Annotated in this window: 18 protein-coding genes and 7 tRNA genes; 24 read left to right on the top strand and 1 reads right to left on the bottom strand. The window is 35.8% G+C overall.

The features are described 5' to 3' along the window. On the bottom strand, positions 1 to 893 hold an 893-nt coding region (locus tag VMW81_00755; GenBank protein HUU49469.1), incomplete at its 3' end, for a multiheme c-type cytochrome. 300 nt (positions 894 to 1,193) lie between these two features. On the opposite strand from VMW81_00755, the gene VMW81_00750 reads away from it, so the two are divergent. The 24 genes from VMW81_00750 to VMW81_00635 form a co-directional block, all read left to right on the top strand. After that, a complete protein-coding gene (locus VMW81_00750; GenBank protein ID HUU49468.1) occupies positions 1,194 to 1,628 on the top strand; it encodes a zinc-ribbon domain-containing protein in 435 nt (144 codons plus the stop codon). Between the two features lie 84 nt (positions 1,629 to 1,712). Then, entirely contained in the window at positions 1,713 to 2,513 is an 801-nt protein-coding gene (locus tag VMW81_00745; GenBank protein ID HUU49467.1) for an N-acetylmuramoyl-L-alanine amidase, read from the top strand. Next, positions 2,494 to 3,090, top strand: coding sequence for a GerMN domain-containing protein (locus tag VMW81_00740; protein ID HUU49466.1), 597 nt, complete (start codon positions 2,494 to 2,496; stop codon positions 3,088 to 3,090). Before VMW81_00745 ends, VMW81_00740 begins: the two co-directional genes overlap by 20 nt. A gap of 14 nt (positions 3,091 to 3,104) precedes the next feature. Further along, positions 3,105 to 3,911: a glutamate racemase gene (gene murI, locus VMW81_00735; protein HUU49465.1), complete on the top strand. Its 807-nt coding sequence runs from the start codon at positions 3,105 to 3,107 to the stop codon at positions 3,909 to 3,911. Between the two features lie 18 nt (positions 3,912 to 3,929). Next, positions 3,930 to 4,649 (top strand): ribonuclease PH, encoded by a 720-nt coding sequence (gene rph / locus VMW81_00730; protein HUU49464.1) that lies wholly within the window; start codon positions 3,930 to 3,932, stop codon positions 4,647 to 4,649. 7 nt (positions 4,650 to 4,656) lie between these two features. Continuing rightward, positions 4,657 to 5,253, top strand: a complete 597-nt coding sequence (locus VMW81_00725; protein ID HUU49463.1) for an XTP/dITP diphosphatase — start codon at positions 4,657 to 4,659, stop codon at positions 5,251 to 5,253. Then, entirely contained in the window at positions 5,254 to 5,382 is a 129-nt protein-coding gene (locus VMW81_00720) for a hypothetical protein (protein ID HUU49462.1), read from the top strand. Continuing rightward, positions 5,359 to 5,436 (top strand) — tRNA-Pro (locus tag VMW81_00715). Before VMW81_00720 ends, VMW81_00715 begins: the two co-directional genes overlap by 24 nt. A 12-nt stretch (positions 5,437 to 5,448) precedes the next feature. After that, positions 5,449 to 5,525 (top strand) — tRNA-Arg (locus VMW81_00710). Positions 5,526 to 5,542: 17 nt separating this feature from the next. Then, a tRNA-His gene (locus tag VMW81_00705) sits at positions 5,543 to 5,619 on the top strand. A gap of 20 nt (positions 5,620 to 5,639) precedes the next feature. Continuing rightward, a tRNA-Arg gene (locus tag VMW81_00700) sits at positions 5,640 to 5,716 on the top strand. A gap of 22 nt (positions 5,717 to 5,738) precedes the next feature. Next, a tRNA-Lys gene (locus tag VMW81_00695) sits at positions 5,739 to 5,814 on the top strand. A 14-nt stretch (positions 5,815 to 5,828) separates the two neighbouring features. After that, a tRNA-Leu gene (locus VMW81_00690) sits at positions 5,829 to 5,911 on the top strand. Positions 5,912 to 5,936: 25 nt separating this feature from the next. Next, the gene (gene tig, locus VMW81_00685; GenBank protein HUU49461.1) at positions 5,937 to 7,268 is read left to right on the top strand and encodes a trigger factor; all 1,332 of its coding nucleotides are present in this window, start codon (positions 5,937 to 5,939) and stop codon (positions 7,266 to 7,268) included. After that, positions 7,269 to 7,871: an ATP-dependent Clp endopeptidase proteolytic subunit ClpP gene (gene clpP, locus VMW81_00680; GenBank protein HUU49460.1), complete on the top strand. Its 603-nt coding sequence runs from the start codon at positions 7,269 to 7,271 to the stop codon at positions 7,869 to 7,871. A gap of 61 nt (positions 7,872 to 7,932) precedes the next feature. Continuing rightward, the gene (gene clpX, locus VMW81_00675; protein HUU49459.1) at positions 7,933 to 9,177 is read left to right on the top strand and encodes an ATP-dependent Clp protease ATP-binding subunit ClpX; all 1,245 of its coding nucleotides are present in this window, start codon (positions 7,933 to 7,935) and stop codon (positions 9,175 to 9,177) included. A gap of 88 nt (positions 9,178 to 9,265) precedes the next feature. Further along, on the top strand, positions 9,266 to 11,695 hold the full coding sequence (gene lon, locus VMW81_00670) for an endopeptidase La (protein HUU49458.1): 2,430 nt from the start codon (positions 9,266 to 9,268) through the stop codon (positions 11,693 to 11,695). A gap of 125 nt (positions 11,696 to 11,820) precedes the next feature. Next, a tRNA-Val gene (locus VMW81_00665) sits at positions 11,821 to 11,895 on the top strand. A 118-nt stretch (positions 11,896 to 12,013) separates the two neighbouring features. Beyond that, positions 12,014 to 13,936, top strand: coding sequence for a threonine--tRNA ligase (gene thrS, locus VMW81_00660; protein HUU49457.1), 1,923 nt, complete (start codon positions 12,014 to 12,016; stop codon positions 13,934 to 13,936). A 35-nt stretch (positions 13,937 to 13,971) separates the two neighbouring features. Continuing rightward, positions 13,972 to 14,469: a translation initiation factor IF-3 gene (infC, locus tag VMW81_00655; GenBank protein HUU49456.1), complete on the top strand. Its 498-nt coding sequence runs from the start codon at positions 13,972 to 13,974 to the stop codon at positions 14,467 to 14,469. A gap of 41 nt (positions 14,470 to 14,510) precedes the next feature. Beyond that, complete coding sequence (gene rpmI / locus VMW81_00650) at positions 14,511 to 14,708, top strand: 50S ribosomal protein L35 (GenBank protein HUU49455.1); 198 nt, start codon at positions 14,511 to 14,513, stop codon at positions 14,706 to 14,708. Positions 14,709 to 14,734: 26 nt separating this feature from the next. Then, positions 14,735 to 15,100, top strand: coding sequence for a 50S ribosomal protein L20 (gene rplT / locus VMW81_00645; protein ID HUU49454.1), 366 nt, complete (start codon positions 14,735 to 14,737; stop codon positions 15,098 to 15,100). A gap of 92 nt (positions 15,101 to 15,192) precedes the next feature. After that, positions 15,193 to 16,209 (top strand): phenylalanine--tRNA ligase subunit alpha, encoded by a 1,017-nt coding sequence (pheS, locus tag VMW81_00640; GenBank protein HUU49453.1) that lies wholly within the window; start codon positions 15,193 to 15,195, stop codon positions 16,207 to 16,209. Between the two features lie 12 nt (positions 16,210 to 16,221). Next, on the top strand, positions 16,222 to 16,960 hold a 739-nt coding region (locus tag VMW81_00635; GenBank protein HUU49452.1), incomplete at its 3' end, for a phenylalanine--tRNA ligase subunit beta.

The raw sequence follows: 16,960 nt of genomic DNA, 5'->3' as shown, positions 1-16,960 counted from the left end.
TGTTGCCATATATGGTTTCTCTTTTTTCCTCCTAATGACTCGGGACACGCATATCCTGGACTGTCAGGCCTTTTTGTTAATCCTGTAGAGGCTATCTTTGTTGTCTGTTTCATATGACAGTCTTGACATGTTGTGGTGGTTTTAGCGTCACCTGTAAAATAGGGTCCTTGTCGCCATTCTGTATATGTGGATTCAATTGCCATAACACTTGTTGCATGGGAGACGTCATGGCACATACCACAGAATTCAGAGCGAGTATGTAGTTCAGAGAACTCGGTTTTGTGGAAGGGTGAAACGGAATCTTTACGAGGGCCCCTCTTTGTTCCGGGTTCATTCTTGGATGCATCACCTGGTTCCAAAATAAAAGGGGCATTTCCCACGCCTGCACTTGCTTTTACTGAATGACAGAAATCACAGAAAACACCTCTCTTTGCTATCTCTGAAAGTTTTCCTTTGAAATAGCGTCCGCTCTCATCTGCAAGATAACCTACAGGAGTGTGACATCTGCTACACAAAGCTGTTTCTTCTTTTTCATGTTTTGTCTTCGCATTCTTTAGATAGAGCTGATATACAGGAATGAAGATCGGGTCATTCCATGCATTAGCATGCATAGCTCCTTTCCATTGATTGTATATCTCCATATGGCATGATGAGCAGACTTCAGGATCAAAAAATCGTTTAGATTCTATATCTCCTGGCATATTAGGAATCGTCCATTCCATATTTGATGGTGCAAGGGCCTTAGGTAATACCCAGATAGGGGATGCCTTTTTGTGGTCTTTATGCCAATCTTTATAATTTTCTGCAAGAAAGGATGGTGCTGGATTAATTAATATAATAAATAGTGTTAAAAAAAATATGAAACTGATGTGTAAAAGAGCTATTTTTTTCATCCAGTTAATCCCCCTTTAAAAATTCTGTTCTAAACTATAGCATTTTTGATTATAAAGCAAGTCCGTTCTCTTTTTTTCTGAAAAATATAATTTATATCTTAGATAGGATTAGTCCTTGTTTTTCTTACTTTAGAATTTGGTATTTCAGAAATAGAGTATTGCAAAACACATTTCTTTCTAACCCCTATATAAATTTAGGTTTTTTCTTTACATGTAAATAATTATTTGATAAGTATTTTTAAAGGATATTAATTTAAAAATCATGGATTTACTGATAGATCGTTCTAAAAGGATACTCAATTGCAGATAGAATGTCAGAGGTGTAAAACAGCATACCGTTTTAAAGAGGAGCTTCCTAAAGATCTTGTAAAAGTAAAATGTCCCAAATGTTCTCATTTTATGATTATAGAGTCACAAAAAATCGCTACAGATACAAAAAAAACTATGCTTAAAGATGAAATTTTTTTAACGACTCTTCAAGAAAAGATTAACGGGCTATTATTAAGGATTAGAGAAAAAGATGGGGAAATAAAGAGACTTAGAGATACTATAAAAGTGAAGGATGAAGAGATAAAGAAAAAGGAGAAGCAATTGATTTATAAAAATGAACAATTAACCAATTTACAATTCAGAAAAAAAGGGGTTTTATCAAATATTTTTTCTAAAAAAAAGAAGAGCACGGTCCAAAGTGAACATACTGAATTTAAAGAGGCAGAAATAGAAAGGATTGATTGATTATAAGATAGTGATTTTACCAAAAAGGATTTTGTATATATTTAAGCTTAAGATTTTATTTAATACGAGGAGGATATTTTTTTCATGAAAGTTTTCAATGTGAGCTTCTTTAAAAGAAGCTTTATATCATCTTTGGTAATATTGATTTTTTCTATAAATTTGTCTTTTGCAAAAGAGCCCTTTTCCTCTGATATCCAAGGATCATCTATGGTAAAGGAGGATAAGAGTACTTCTGAAATGTTCATTGTTGTTATTGACCCAGGTCATGGAGGAGATAATGATGGTGCTGTTGGGCCTACAGGATTAAAGGAAAAGGATATAACTCTAAAGATCAGTGAAATGCTCAAGGAATTTATTAAAGAAAGATCAGGGGCAAAGGTCATTCTTACTAGAGAGAAAGATGAATTTCCTTCTATTGATGAGAGGACGTATGTTGCGAATAATAATGAATCAGATATATTTATTAGTATTCATACAGATGCTGACTTTGATCCGAAGAAAAAGGGTTTTGCATTATTCTATTTTGATCCAGATTACAGAAATATAAATCTGCGTTTATTAAAAAAGAAAGATAAAGGTATAATTTTATGGGACAATGTACAATTAAAATTTATTAATAAAAGTAGAATTTTAGCAGAGGCCATTAAAAAAAGTATAGATGAGCAGGATTTTTCTGAAAATACATGGATAAAGAAAGCTCCTATATCAATTTTAAAAGGGGCAAGGATGCCTGCTATCATGATAACCGTTGGTTATATATCTAATCCTGAAGAAGAGATGCGGTTGAAAGACGTTGTCTATTTAACCAGAATTGCTGAGGCTATTTATAAGGGATTAGAAAAATATAGGGAAAGAGATAAAGAAGATGAGACACCGAAGGGCTAAAAAGAAAGAAGTTAACAAAAGATTATGGGGTGTTGTTTTTATTTTATCTTTTTTGTTCATAGTTACATTTTTTTATTATTATCCAATTAAAGAAGGCATTAAAAAAGAAAAAGAGGTTTTATCTCAAAGACTTATAACCTCTAAGGGAGACGTTAAAAGAGTCAAGTTATTTTTTTCTTCCATAGATGGTGAAACCCTCATTACCGAATCGAGACAAATCATTGATGAATCATACGGTGTCGAAAGGGCAAAAAAGGCTATTATAGAGCTAATAAAAGGCCCTTTTGAAAAAGGAATGCAGACTATACCTAAAGAAACAAAATTAAGGGAGTTGTATATAGATAACAATGGCTTAGCTTATGTAGATTTTAGCAAAGAGATAACCCAGAATTACCCAAAAGGGGTTTGGACAGAGGTTTTAGGTGTATATTCAATTGTGAATACATTAGTATTTAATTTTTCTGAGATAAAGCAAGTGAAAATCCTTATCGAAGGAAAGGAAGCAGAAACTTTAGCCGGACATATTGATATTGAAGAGCCTTTTAAAGACAATATTTCCATCGTTAATTTTAATTGAGCAAAGGACTAAAAATGGTAAGCAAACCAATTGGGATATTTGATTCAGGAGTAGGTGGTCTGACTGTACTGAGAGAAATAATGAGATTATTGCCTAAAGAGGACATTATATATATAGGAGATACAGCTAGAGTTCCCTATGGCACAAAATCAGCAGAAACAGTTTCCCGATATGCATTACAAAATACGAATTTACTAATAAAGAAGAATATTAAACTATTGGTTGTTGCCTGTAATACTGCCTCGTCTCTTAGTCTACCTTTCCTTGAAGAACGTTTTCATATCCCTATTGTAGGAGTGATTAAGCCAGGGGTTAAGAGAGCTATTGAAATAACCAAAAATGGCAAGATTGGCGTTATTGGGACTGAGGCTACTATAAAAAGTAGGGCATATGAAAAAATGCTCAAAGAACTGGTTTCAAGTATACAAGTTTACTCTAAGGCATGTCCTATGTTCGTCCCCTTGGTTGAGGAGGGTTGGATAGATAATGATGTCGCTTATATCATAGCTAAAAAGTATCTTAAAGAGTTAGGTAAAAGAGGAATTGATACATTAATATTGGGTTGTACGCATTATCCATTATTAAAAGCGACTATTGGAGATATTATGGGTAAAAGGGTTCGATTAATCGATTCAGCAGTGGAGACCGCTAAATTCGTAAAGATGGAGTTGCTTAAAAATGGTATATTGGCTGATAAGAGTAAAGCTGTTATAGAGTTTCTTGTGACAGATTTACCAGAAAAATTTGCTTCTATCGGTACTGGTTTTTTAGAATACAAGTTAGAAAATGTAACTCACGTAGATCTTGATTCAAATATTTAAATATGAAGAAGGATAATTATGGAAAGATTGGACGGCAGGAGAAATAATGAGTTACGCAGGATTAATATCACCCGCAGTTTCATTAAACATGCTGAAGGTTCTGTATTAATAGAGATAGGGGATACAAAGGTAATCTGTACTGCGACTATTGAGGATAAGGTTCCTCCTTTTTTAAAGGACACTGGTAAGGGTTGGATTACCGCAGAATATTCGATGTTACCTCGTTCTACTCAAACAAGGATAGTCAGAGAATCCCTAAAGGGTCGAATAGGTGGAAGAACCCATGAGATTCAACGACTCATAGGAAGGGCATTGAGGATAGTAGCAGATCTGGAAAAATTAGGGGAGCGAACTGTCCTCATTGATTGCGATGTGATCCAGGCTGATGGAGGTACAAGAACGGCATCAATAACAGGTGCCTATATTGCCCTATGGGATGCCTTAAAGCTTATTGAAAAGGGAGAGAATAGTAACAAATTATTAAAGGATTATATAGCAGCTACAAGTGTTGGCATGATTGATGAAGAACTTTTACTTGATCTAAATTATATGGAAGATTCTGCGGCTCAAATAGATATGAATGTTGTCATGACAGGACAGGGAGATTTGGTTGAGGTGCAGGGAACGGCAGAAGGCTGTCCTTTTTCTCGAACTGTTATGGATAAGCTTTTAGATCTTGCAGAAAAGGGTATAAGGGAACTTATAGGTATTCAGAGAAAGATAATTGGGGGTTTTTAAAAAATTTATGGAAGTTGTATTAGCAACGAAAAATAAGGGTAAAATTAAAGAGATAAGAAATTTACTGAGAGATATGGATATAACTGTTCAAACCCTTCTGGACTTTCCAAGCATACCTGAGATCGATGAAAAGGGAAGAGATTATAAAGAAAATGCACGCATAAAGGCTGAGATGGTAGCATCTTTTACTGGGAAAATAGCTCTTTCAGACGATTCAGGTTTAGAGGTCTATGCCTTAAATGGAAAGCCTGGTAAAGATTCTGCTCGATTTATCAGTAAAAATACAGAGGACGATGAAAGGAATAGAGCTCTTCTTAAATTATTAGAGGATGTCCCTCTAAAAGAAAGGGGAGCAAGATTTTGTTGTGTTGTTGCTATTGTTAAGCCAAAAGGAGATATATATTTTTGCGAGGGTTATTGTGAAGGGTTGATATCAGAAGATTTAAGAGGTAAAAGAGGATTTGGCTATGACCCTATATTTATGGTTCCTAAATATAATCAAACTTTTGCAGAAATGGATACTTCTTTAAAGAATAAAATCAGCCATAGAGGTATTGCACTAAAGAAAGCGAAAGAGATACTTGTTCTCTTAAAAGAGAGATAGATGAGGAAATATTTTTTAAAGGTTAAAGTTGAATTTATAAAAAAAGAGATAAAATCATTGCAAAGAAAAAATTGCTATGATAGATTAAAAGATTATCTTAATAGACGGGGCGTAGCGCAGCCTGGTTAGCGCACCTGCCTTGGGAGCAGGGGGTCGGAGGTTCAAATCCTCTCGCCCCGACCATAAAGATGAGGTGCGCCTGTAGCTCAGCTGGATAGAGCAACGGACTTCTAATCCGTAGGTCGGAGGTTCGAATCCTCTCAGGCGTGCCATAAAAATATGATTGGTGGTGAGTGTAGCTCAGGCGGTTAGAGCACCAGGTTGTGGCCCTGGGGGTCGAGGGTTCGAGTCCCTTCACTCACCCCATTTAAAAAGTTTATATTTATGCGCCCGTAGCTCAGCTGGATAGAGCGTCGGACTTCGAATCCGCAGGTCGTAGGTTCAAATCCTACCGGGCGTGCCAGTGATAAAATTTTAATGTGGTGGGGCCGCTAGCTCAATTGGTAGAGCAACGGACTCTTAATCCGTAGGTTGAAGGTTCGATTCCTTCGCGGCTCACCATAAGATTTCTAGAAGCGAGGGTGGCGGAATTGGCAGACGCGCTGGATTTAGGATCCAGTGGGCAACCGTGGGGGTTCGAGTCCCCCCCTTCGCACCAGTTTATTAAGATCAAGGATAAAGAGATGAAGGTTGAGATTAAAGAAATAAATTCTTGCAAGAAAGAGTTAGAGATAGAAGTACCTTTAGAAGTAGTCAATAGAGAATACGAAAACGCTTACAATACATTGAATAAAAGGGTAAAGATCAGCGGTTTTAGAAAAGGAAAGACACCTCGGAAGATACTTGAGAGATATTATAAGAGCAATATTGAAAGTGATGTTTTGCAAAAATTGGTTTCTGATTCATATTTAAAGATTGTGGAGGAAAATAAGATTAAAGCCTTGGGGCAACCAAAAATTGACAATGTTGAACTAGAAATGGATAAGCCCCTTCGTTATACAGCAACTGTTGAGATATTGCCTAAAATTGAAGTTTCTGAATATAAGGGATTAGAATTTACAAAAAAAATTATAAAGGTTTCTGAAAAGGATGTCGATGAAGAACTAGAGCGATTAAGAGAACAATCGGCTAAATTTGAGGTTAGCGAACAGAAATCTATTGAAAAATATGACTATGTTGTAATCAGTTTTGAAAGATTTATCAATAATACCTTAGATGAGGAGGGAAAGAAAGAAAACCTTTCTCTTTCAATAGGTTATAATATGACATACCCTGAGTTAGAACGAGAATTAATTGGAATGAAAAAGGGAGAAGAAAAGGAGATAGAGATTAATTTTCCTCAGGATTTCAAAGAAAAAAAGATAGCTGGAAAGGAAGTAAAATTCAAAGTAAGAATAAATGAGGTCAAAAAAAGAATTTTACCAGATTTAGATGACGATTTTGCAAAAGAAGTTGGCGATTGTAACAATTTAGGTGAACTTAGAAATAAACTAAAGGAAGAGATAATCAAATCAGAACAGCACAGAGCAGAAACATTATTAAAAAAAGAATCTATAGATAAACTTGTTGAGTTAAATAATATAGAGGTTCCTCAAATACTTGTTGATGAACGAGTACGGCTCATGTTTTTTGACACCCAGCAGAGACTTAAATATCAGGGTATAAAACTGGAGGATGCAGCCATAGAGTTGGATAAAGTAAAAGAACCATTTATAGGCCCAGCCACCACAGAGGTCAAAGGCGATTTAATCTTGGACAGGATAGCCGAAATAGAAAATATAAGTGTTTCTGATGAAGAGGTTGAAAAGAGGGTTAAAGAGATATCAAAATCTGTGAATCAGAATTATCTAGTCTTTAAACAGCAGTTGATTAAGAATAAAGGTATTGATAGGTTAAAGGATAATTTAAAAAAAGAGAAAACTCTTGATTTTTTAATAAATCATTCTAAGATTAATGAAGAAATAGTCGAAAGACAGGAAATTTTAAATAAAAGCGATAAAGGAAAGGGGAAATAGATGAATTTAATTCCAATGGTAATAGAACAGACCAACAGGGGTGAGAGGGCATATGATATATATTCCCGTCTGTTAAAAGATAGGATTGTGTTTCTTGGTTCCCCTATAGATGATAATGTATCGAATGTGATGATTGCTCAGCTGCTGTTTTTGGAAGCTGAAGAACCAGAACAGGATATCTATCTCTATGTAAATTGCCCTGGAGGAATTGTTACAGCAGGTTTAGCTTTATATGATACCATGCAATATATAAAACCTGATGTACAGACGATATGTATTGGACAAGCTACCAGTATGGGTGCTCTTCTTTTAGCAGCAGGGACAAAGGGCAAGAGATTTTCATTACCTAATGCAAGAATTATGATTCACCAACCTTTAGGCGGTTTCCAAGGACAGGCTACTGATATTGATATTCATGCAAAAGAGATTTTAAGAATGAGAGAGAGCTTGGATAGGATTTTGGCACATCATACAGGGCGATCCTATGAAACCGTTCGAAAAGATACAGAAAGAGACTTTTTTATGTCCGGTGAACGGGCAAAAGAGTATGGTATTATAGACGAGGTAATAGTCTCAAGAGATGAAAAGAAGGTAAAGAAATAAGCCAAAATTCCGATAAAAATAGATATTTATAGAGTTCAGTTTTTCAAGAAAGGGGCATTTGATGGCTAAAAAGGAGCAGGGCAATAAACTATTGAAATGTTCATTTTGTGGTAAGAGTCAGGAGGAAGTGAAAAAGTTGATTGCTGGGCCGACTGTTTATATATGTGATGAATGTATAGATCTTTGTAATGATATTATTGTTGAGGAATGGTCAAAAGAAAAGAGTAAAGAGTTTCAGAAACTCCAAAAACCTAAGGAGATAAAGTCGATTCTGGATGAATATGTCATTGGGCAGGAGCAGGCAAAAAAAATCCTTTCTGTAGCTGTTCATAACCATTATAAAAGGATTGAGGCTAATGTTGATTTAAGCGGGGTTGAGCTCCAAAAGAGTAACATACTACTGATAGGACCCACAGGTTCAGGAAAAACCCTATTAGCACAAACCTTGGCAAGAATATTAGATGTTCCTTTTACTATTGTTGATGCTACTACTCTTACAGAAGCAGGGTATGTTGGAGAAGATGTTGAGAACATAATCCTTAAGTTATTACAGGCAGCAGATTACGATGTTGAAAGGACCGAGAAAGGGATTATTTATATAGATGAGATTGACAAGATAAGCAGGAAATCAGAAAATCCCTCTATTACGAGAGATGTTTCTGGTGAAGGTGTTCAACAGGCTTTATTAAAAATAATAGAAGGAACCATTGCTAATGTACCGCCCCAAGGAGGCCGTAAGCATCCCCATCAGGAATTTTTGCAGATAGATACTTCAGACATTTTATTTTTATGTGGTGGTGCCTTTGTAGGTCTTGATAAGATTATTAAAAATAGAATAGGCAAAAAGACATTAGGTTTTGGAGCTGACTTAACCGGAGCAGGAAAAGACAACAATAACGATAAGTTCTTGTGCAAGGTCCAACCTGAAGATTTACTAAGATATGGCTTGATCCCAGAGTTTATCGGTCGATTACCAGTAGCGGCTATCTTAGATGATCTTGACGAAGATGCACTCGTTAAGGTATTAACCAAGCCCAAAAATGCCTTAATAAAACAGTACAAAAAGATATTTGAATTTGAAAAAGTTGACCTTAAATTTACAGATAATGCCTTAAGGTCTATTGCAAGAGAAGCTAGTAAAAGGAAGACAGGAGCTCGAGGCCTCAGGTCGATTTTAGAAGAAATCATGATGGAAACCATGTATGAATTACCTTCCCAATCCAATATTCAGGAATGTGTGATCAGTGAAGAGGTCGTTACGGATAGAAAAAAACCAATCTTTCTTTACGAAAAACAAGCCAGTTAATCTTATTCATCTTTCCAAACATCTTGAAATTATGATAAAAGTGTACTATTATTGTATATGAATTACTCTTATTTAAATGAGGAGAGAGATGGCAATAAAAAATAATAAAATAGAAGTTGTTAAAAAAAGAATTCCCTTATTATCCCTGAGGGATATAGTCGTATTTCCTCATATGATAGTTCCTTTATTCGTTGGAAGGGATAAGTCTATCAAAGCTTTAGAGCATGCTATGTTGAAAGAAAAAAATATTTTATTGTCAACTCAAAAAGATGCCAAGGTAGAAGACCCAAAACCTGAAGATATTTATAGCGTGGGTACCGTTGTGGGGATTCTTCAGATTTTAAAGTTGACAGATGGGACAGTTAAGGTGTTGGTTGAGGGTTTATCAAGGGCAGAAATCTTGAGTTTTGATGAAGAAAAAGATTTTTTTCAAGTCAAAATAATTCAGAGGGAAGAATCAATAGAAGCTACTCCTGAGATTAAGGCTATGATGAGGAGTTTGAATTCTTTTTTTGAGAATTATGTAAAACTCAATCAAAAGATAGCTCCTGAAGTAGTAGTATCAGTAGCAAATATAAGTGAGCCAGGTAGGTTTGCAGATACAATAGCTGCCAATTTAACACTAAAGATTTCAGAGAAACAGGGAATATTAGAGACTTTAGATCTTAAACAGAGATTAGAAAAACTCTGTAAAATATTAAATTCTGAGATAGAAATTCTCCAAATTGAAAAAAAGGTTAGAGGAAGGGTTAAGAGCCAGTTAGAAAAGAGCCAGAAGGAATATTACCTGACTGAACAGATGAAGGCAATACAGAAAGAATTAGGAAAGGGTGACGAGTTTACCTCTGAGATAGAAGAGCTTAAGAATAAGATAAAGATGGCAAAGATGCCAACAGAGGTGAATAAAAAGGCTTTAAAGGAATTAAAGAGATTAGAAATGATGACTCCAATGTCTGCTGAAGCCACAGTTGTAAGAAATTATATTGATTGGTTGGTGGATCTTCCTTGGGGGAAAAGGACAAAAGAAAAGTTAGATATTTCAGAGGCAGAGATAATACTTAATGAGGATCATTATGGGCTAGATAAGATTAAAGAGAGAATATTAGAATATTTATCCGTTAGAAAGTTAGTAAAAAAGATGAAGGGACCTATACTCTGTTTTGTAGGTCCTCCTGGTGTTGGCAAGACGTCTCTTGGTAGATCAATAGCCAGAGCTACAGGTCGGAATTTTGTTCGCCTTTCATTAGGTGGGGTGAGGGATGAAGCGGAAATTAGAGGACACAGAAGGACTTATATAGGAGCATTACCTGGACGCATCATCCAATATATGGCAAAGGCTAAATCAAAAAATCCTGTTTTTCTCCTGGATGAAGTTGATAAGATGAGCACAGATTTTAGAGGAGATCCAGCTTCGGCCTTATTAGAGGTTCTAGATCCAGAACAAAATAATTCCTTTAATGACCACTATTTAGAGGTGGATTTTGATCTTTCAGAAGTTCTATTTATAACTACAGCTAATATTCTTTATTCTATTCCACCCGCTTTGCAAGATCGTATGGAAGTATTGAGATTACCAGGTTATACAGAGGATGAGAAAATAAAGATTGCGGAGTTGTTTTTGATTCCAAAAGTGTTAAAGGCCCATGGTCTTTCTGGTAAAAATATAAAATTTTCCAAAAAAGTTATTCGAGATACTATCCAGAAATATACAAGAGAGGCAGGGGTTAGAAATCTCGAGAGAGAGATTGCGAATATCTGTAGAAAGGTTGCAAAAAGGATAGCAAAAGAGGGAAAAAAGACGAAGGTTTTGATTTCTTCAAAAGGTTTGAATAAATATTTAGGGGTTCCCAAATATAAACATGGAAAGGCAGAAGAGAAGAGTGAAATAGGAATTGCCACTGGTTTGGCATGGACTGAGGAAGGAGGCGAACTCCTTGTAACTGAGGTTATTCTGATGGATGGGAAGGGAAATCTCACTCTGACAGGGAAATTGGGAGATATTATGCAAGAATCAGCCCAGGCAGCCCTGAGTTATGTAAGGTCTAAAGCAAATGAATTCAGGTTAGATAAGAATTTCTATAAGAAGAAAGATATCCATATTCATTTCCCTGAGGGGGCCATACCTAAGGATGGACCTTCAGCAGGAATTACTATGGCAACGGCGCTAATCTCTGCGCTTACAAGAACTCCGGTAAGGAATGATGTAGCCATGACTGGAGAAATCACATTAAGAGGGAAAGTACTTTCTATCGGTGGGATAAAAGAAAAGATACTAGCGGCTCATAGAGGAGGGATTGATACTGTTATACTACCAAAGGATAATGAAAAAGATTTAAGTGATATTCCTGCTGAGATAAAGAATGCCCTTAAAATAATATTAGTGGAGAAGATGGAAGATGTGGTAAAACATGCGCTGTCAATAAAGAAAAGAGCTAAAAGGGTACAGAAAAAGGGTAATGGTGATAAATATAAAGATTTACCACAGGAAGAGACAGTGCAGAGAATCATCGCGCATTAATTTTCAAGCTTGATTTTCTCTATAAGGTTTCTGGATAAATTCTCTAAGATAGCTAAATCATCAAAAATAAACCTTTTTCCCTTGACAAGTTCCTTAAAAGACTGTAATTTTTTAAAGGCTTAGTTAGGCACGTAGCTCAGGGGGAGAGCGCTTGCTTGACGCGCAAGAGGTCGGCGGTTCGAAACCGCCCGTGCCTACCAGAGGTAAGATTATTAAACAATATTGAAAGGTTTAGCTTGTTTTAATAAGAAATTCAAAGGCATCTGGAGTTATTTTTAAAATTCCTGATGCCTTTTCTTGTTTTCGGAGCACAAAGATATGGAGAAAATTAAAATAAGATTTCCTGAAGGTAAGGAAATTCAATGCCCTCAAGGCACTACGATAAAAGAAATGATAATAGACATTAAAGGAGATACCAGAAAGATAATTGCAGCAAAAATTAATGGGAATCCTGTAGATCTGAGCTTATCCTTGAATTCCGATGCAGATATAGAGTGGATTACTTTAGATTCAGAGGAAGGAAAGGAGATATACAGACATAGCACTTCGCACATACTAGCCCAGGCTGTAAAAGAACTCTTTCAAGGTGTCCAGATTACTATTGGGCCTGCTATTAAGGATGGATTTTACTATGATTTTGATTATAAAGAGAGTTTTACTGATGACGATTTAAAAAAAATAGAAGGTAAAATGTTAGAGATTATCAAGAGGAATCAGCCGTTTATTAGAGAAGAGGTTTCTAAGGAAAAGGCGATTGAGGAATTTAAAAAACTTGGAGAGAATTATAAGGTTGAATTGATTAAGGAAATAGAGGATAATGCTGTAACGCTCTATAAAAGCAATGGTTTTTTAGATCTTTGCAGAGGTCCTCATGTTCCTTCCACAGGGGTTGTCTCTCACTTCAAACTTCTCAATGTAGCAGGAGCTTATTGGCGGGGAGACGAGAATAATAAAATGCTCCAGAGAATTTATGGAACATCTTTTCCCACTGCAAAAGAACTTAAAGATTATTTGACGAAATTAGAGGAAGTAAAAAAGAGAGATCACAGGGTTCTGGGAAAGAAACTAGATCTTTTTAGTATTCATGATGAGGCAGGTGCCGGATTAATCTACTGGCATCCAAAAGGAACGATAATAAAGAAAATAATAGAGAGATTCTGGGAAGATGAGCATATCAAAAGGGGATATCAATTAGTAAGCATTCCTCATATCGTTAGAGATCAACTCTTCAAGACATCAGGTCATTATGAATTTTATAGAGAAAATATGTTTGTCTTTAAGATTGACGAGAACGAATATGTGGTAAAACCAATGAACTGTCCTGGACACATAATGATTTATAGGGAAAGTATAAAGAGCTATAGAGACCTTCCTTTGAAATTTGCTGAACTGGGGACTGTTTATCGATACGAAAGGTCAGGGGTTCTCCATGGGATGTTGAGAGTAAGAGGATTTACTCAGGATGATGCCCATATATTTTGTACTCCTGAACAACTCCCTAATGAGATATTGAAGGTAATTGATTTAGCAAGATATATGTTAGAGACCTTTGGTTATAAGGAATTTGACGTAAGTTTGAGCGTAAGAGATGAAAGCAAAAAGGAGAGATATGCGGGAGAAGATAGAGAATGGAAGATGGCAGAAGAGGCCTTGATGAAAACCTTGGAAAAGAGGAACATGAGTTTTGAAAGGGTAGAGGGAGAAGCGGTTTTTTATGGTCCAAAGATAGATATCAAGATGTTAGATGCTCTTGGAAGGGGTTGGCAGGGACCTACGATACAGTTTGATTTTAATCTTCCGAAAAGATTCGATGTTACCTATGTGGGTGAGGACGGTGCTAAACATCATGTAGTAATGGTTCATAGAACGGTTTTGGGTTCGATGGAGAGATTTATTGGAGGGCTCATTGAACACTATGCAGGCGCATTTCCCGTTTGGCTTTCACCAGTTCAGGTAAAGATATTAAGTATTACTGATAGGCAGAAAGAATATTCTGAACATTTAGAAGAAATGTTGAGAGAAAATGGTATAAGGACAGAGACAGATTTACGTAATGAGAAGATAGGATATAAGGTTAGAGAGTCAGAAATGGAAAAAGTTCCTTATATGTTAATTTTAGGTGATAGAGAAATGGAATCAGAAATGGTTTCTGTTAGGGAAAGAGGAAAAGGAGATTTAGGTTCTATAAAAATAGAAGATTTTATAAAAAAGATTATGAAAGAAATTTTAGATAAAAGATAGACTTTTCGAGGAGGTGGTTTAATATAATAAAAGAATTGCGTGTTAATGAGATGATAAGGGTTAAAGAGGTAAGAGTTATTGGTTCTGATGGAACACAGTTAGGGATTCTACCCATAAAAAAGGCATTGGATATTGGAGCTCAAGAGGGTTTGGATCTCGTAGAGGTATCACCTCATGTAGACCCCCCTGTTTGTAAGATAATGGATTATGGTAAACATAGATATAAACAAAGCAAAAAGCTTCATGGGGCTAAAAAGAAACAGAAACTTATTCATGTTAAAGAAGTTAAAATGACACCGAAAACAGAGGAGCACGATTATCAATTTAAACTGAGGCACATAAAAAGATTTCTTGCATCAGGGGACAAGGCGAAGGTTGTTATCGTCTTCAAAGGAAGACAAATGGTTCATTCTCATCTTGGAAGAAAGATTTTAGATAGAGTTATAGAAGATTTAAAGGATATCAGCACTGTTGAACAAGAGCCTAAGTCAGAAGGACAGAATATGACAATGGTTCTCATGCCAAAGAATTAACGATAGTAACTCTTTAAACGTTTAGAAGGAGATGGGTTGATATGCCAAAGATAAAGACAAATAGAGGGGCTGCTAAAAGATTTAAAGTAACCTCATCAGGGAAAGTTAAGAGAAAAAAGGCTTACACAAGACATATATTGACAAAGAAGACTACAAAAAGAAAAAGGGGTTTAAGAAAAGCAGATTTAGTCTCTAAAGAAGATTCAAGCAGGATTAAGAAAATGATTCCATATGTTTAAAAAAAGTATAGATTGGAGGGATTGACATGCCAAGAGCAAGAAGTGGTCCATCAACAAGACAAAGGAGAAAAAAGATCCTAAAGATGGCAGAGGGCTACAGAGGGGCGAAGAGCAAACTCTATAAAACAGCTAGAGAGGCAGTAGATAGGGCATTAAAAAGTGCTTATCGAGATAGAAGAAGGAGAAAGAGGGATTTTAGAAGTCTATGGATTATAAGGATAAATGCTGCTGCCAGACTTCATGACCTATCTTATAGCCAGTTTATTTTGGGTCTAAAGAGATCAGATATATCACTAAATAGAAAGATACTAGCTGATATTGCTGTTAAGGATCAGCAAGGTTTTAAGAAATTGGCTGAAAAGGCAAAACAAGGTTTAAAAAAAGCGTCTTAAATTATATAATTTTACTTATGTCATCTCAGAAAATGCGAATAAAGAAGTTTACGTAATTAGAGGCGTAAACTTTTTTTATTGGAGATGTTTTCATGAGAAAACGATTAGAGAAATTAAAGAAAAGTGCAGTTCAAGATATTAAAGCTGCTTGTGATGAAAAAGCCTTAAATAAGATTAAAATTCAATATCTTGGTAGAAAAGGTTCTCTGACTCATTTTCTTAAAGAAATAGGAAAACTTTCTCAAAAAGAAAGACCAATTATCGGTAAATTAACAAATGAGATTAAAAGATATCTTGAGGAAGAGATAGAAAGAAGGTCTGAAATTATTAAAGAAAAGAGTCTTAAGGAGAGGTTAAAGAGCGATTGGATTGATACTACCCTTGATGGCAAAAAGCCTCTTATAGGTAAGAGTCATCCAATAACTCAAGTACTAGAAGAGATAACAAAGATCTTTATCGCTCTGGGTTTTAGCGTTGTCGAAGGACCTGAAATAGAATTAGATTACTATAATTTTGAGGCATTAAATTTACCTAAAGATCACCCTGCAAGAGATATGCAAGATACATTTTATGTAACGGATGATATAGTGTTGAGAACTCATACCTCTTCTGTTCAAATAAGAGTTATGGAAAACCAGAAACCTCCTGTTCAGATTATCGCACCTGGCAAGGTTTATAGGTGTGATGCGGATGTTACCCACAGCCCAATGTTTTATCAAATTGAAGGATTGATGGTGGATAAAGGGATTACCTTTGGGGATTTAAAAGGGATATTAGAGATATTTGTCCATAGTTTTTTTGGGCAAGATACTCCTCTTAGATTCAGACCGAGTTTTTTCCCTTATACTGAACCGAGTGCTGAAGTAGATATAGGATGTGTCATATGCCAGGGAAAAGGATGTAGAGTTTGTTCCTATACTGGTTGGTTAGAGGTTTTGGGGTCTGGCATGGTAGACCCCGAGGTTTTTCGTGCTGTCAGTTATGACTCGGAAGAGCTGACTGGATTTGCCTTTGGAATGGGAATTGAGAGACTGGCTATGCTGAAATATAAGATAGATGATATCCGTCTCTTTTTCGAGAATGATATGAGATTCTTGAAACAGTTTTAACGGGGGATATTCATGAAAGTCAGTTATCGTTGGCTTAAAGAACTAGTTGATTTTGATTTAGAACCTGATGACTTGGCTGAGAATCTGACAATGATTGGCCTAGAAGCAGAAGGTCTTTATTATCAAAAGGAGATGTATAATAAGATTGTTGTTGGTCAAATATTATCTATAAAAAGCCATCCAAAGGCTGACAATCTAATAATTTGTAAAGTTGATATTGGTAAGGAAAGGCTAAATATATTATCTGCAGCGAAAAATTTATCTGTGGGGGAAAAGATCCCTGTTGCTACTGTTCAAGCCAAGCTTCCAACAGGTAAAAAGATTGAAAAGGTAGATATTAAAGGAATCAGTTCTGATGGAATGATATGTTCTGCCATGGATTTAGACCTTGAGGAGATTTCTGAAGGGATAATGGTCCTAGATAAAAAGGCACCAATAGGAGAAGAGATAGCAAGAGTACTAAAACTTGATGATATAACCATTGATATAAGTGTAGCCCCTAATCGTCCTGATTGCCTAAGTATGATCGGTGTTGCTAGAGAAATTGCTTCTATATTAGATAAAAAGGTTAAATTAACAGAATACTCCGTCGTTGAAGAGGAAAAAGATATAGAGAGTTTGACATCAGTCGTTATAGAAGATACTGATTTATGCCCGAGATACACAGCTAGAGTCGTTAAAGATGTAAATATTTCATCTTCCCCTCAATGGATTCAGCAAAAACTGAGAGCGGTAGGTCTCAGACCTATCA

The sequence above is a fragment of the Nitrospinota bacterium genome, from assembly GCA_035528715.1.
In the GTDB taxonomy this organism is placed as follows: Bacteria; JADFOP01; JADFOP01; order DATKYB01; family DATKYB01; genus DATKYB01.
This window is presented reverse-complemented; position numbering and strand designations above follow the sequence as displayed.

Bases quoted from the DNA above. Each gene is read 5' to 3' on its own strand.
- VMW81_00745 (HUU49467.1), top strand. From the start codon at position 1,713: ATGAAAGTTTTCAATGTGAGCTTCTTTAAAAGAAGCTTTATATCATCT.
- VMW81_00740 (HUU49466.1), top strand. From the start codon at position 2,494: ATGAGACACCGAAGGGCTAAAAAGAAAGAAGTTAACAAAAGATTATGG.
- murI (HUU49465.1), top strand. From the start codon at position 3,105: ATGGTAAGCAAACCAATTGGGATATTTGATTCAGGAGTAGGTGGTCTG.
- rph (HUU49464.1), top strand. From the start codon at position 3,930: ATGGAAAGATTGGACGGCAGGAGAAATAATGAGTTACGCAGGATTAAT.
- VMW81_00725 (HUU49463.1), top strand. From the start codon at position 4,657: ATGGAAGTTGTATTAGCAACGAAAAATAAGGGTAAAATTAAAGAGATA.
- VMW81_00720 (HUU49462.1), top strand. From the start codon at position 5,254: ATGAGGAAATATTTTTTAAAGGTTAAAGTTGAATTTATAAAAAAAGAG.
- tig (HUU49461.1), top strand. From the start codon at position 5,937: ATGAAGGTTGAGATTAAAGAAATAAATTCTTGCAAGAAAGAGTTAGAG.
- clpP (HUU49460.1), top strand. From the start codon at position 7,269: ATGAATTTAATTCCAATGGTAATAGAACAGACCAACAGGGGTGAGAGG.
- clpX (HUU49459.1), top strand. From the start codon at position 7,933: ATGGCTAAAAAGGAGCAGGGCAATAAACTATTGAAATGTTCATTTTGT.
- lon (HUU49458.1), top strand. From the start codon at position 9,266: ATGGCAATAAAAAATAATAAAATAGAAGTTGTTAAAAAAAGAATTCCC.
- thrS (HUU49457.1), top strand. From the start codon at position 12,014: ATGGAGAAAATTAAAATAAGATTTCCTGAAGGTAAGGAAATTCAATGC.
- rpmI (HUU49455.1), top strand. From the start codon at position 14,511: ATGCCAAAGATAAAGACAAATAGAGGGGCTGCTAAAAGATTTAAAGTA.
- rplT (HUU49454.1), top strand. From the start codon at position 14,735: ATGCCAAGAGCAAGAAGTGGTCCATCAACAAGACAAAGGAGAAAAAAG.
- pheS (HUU49453.1), top strand. From the start codon at position 15,193: ATGAGAAAACGATTAGAGAAATTAAAGAAAAGTGCAGTTCAAGATATT.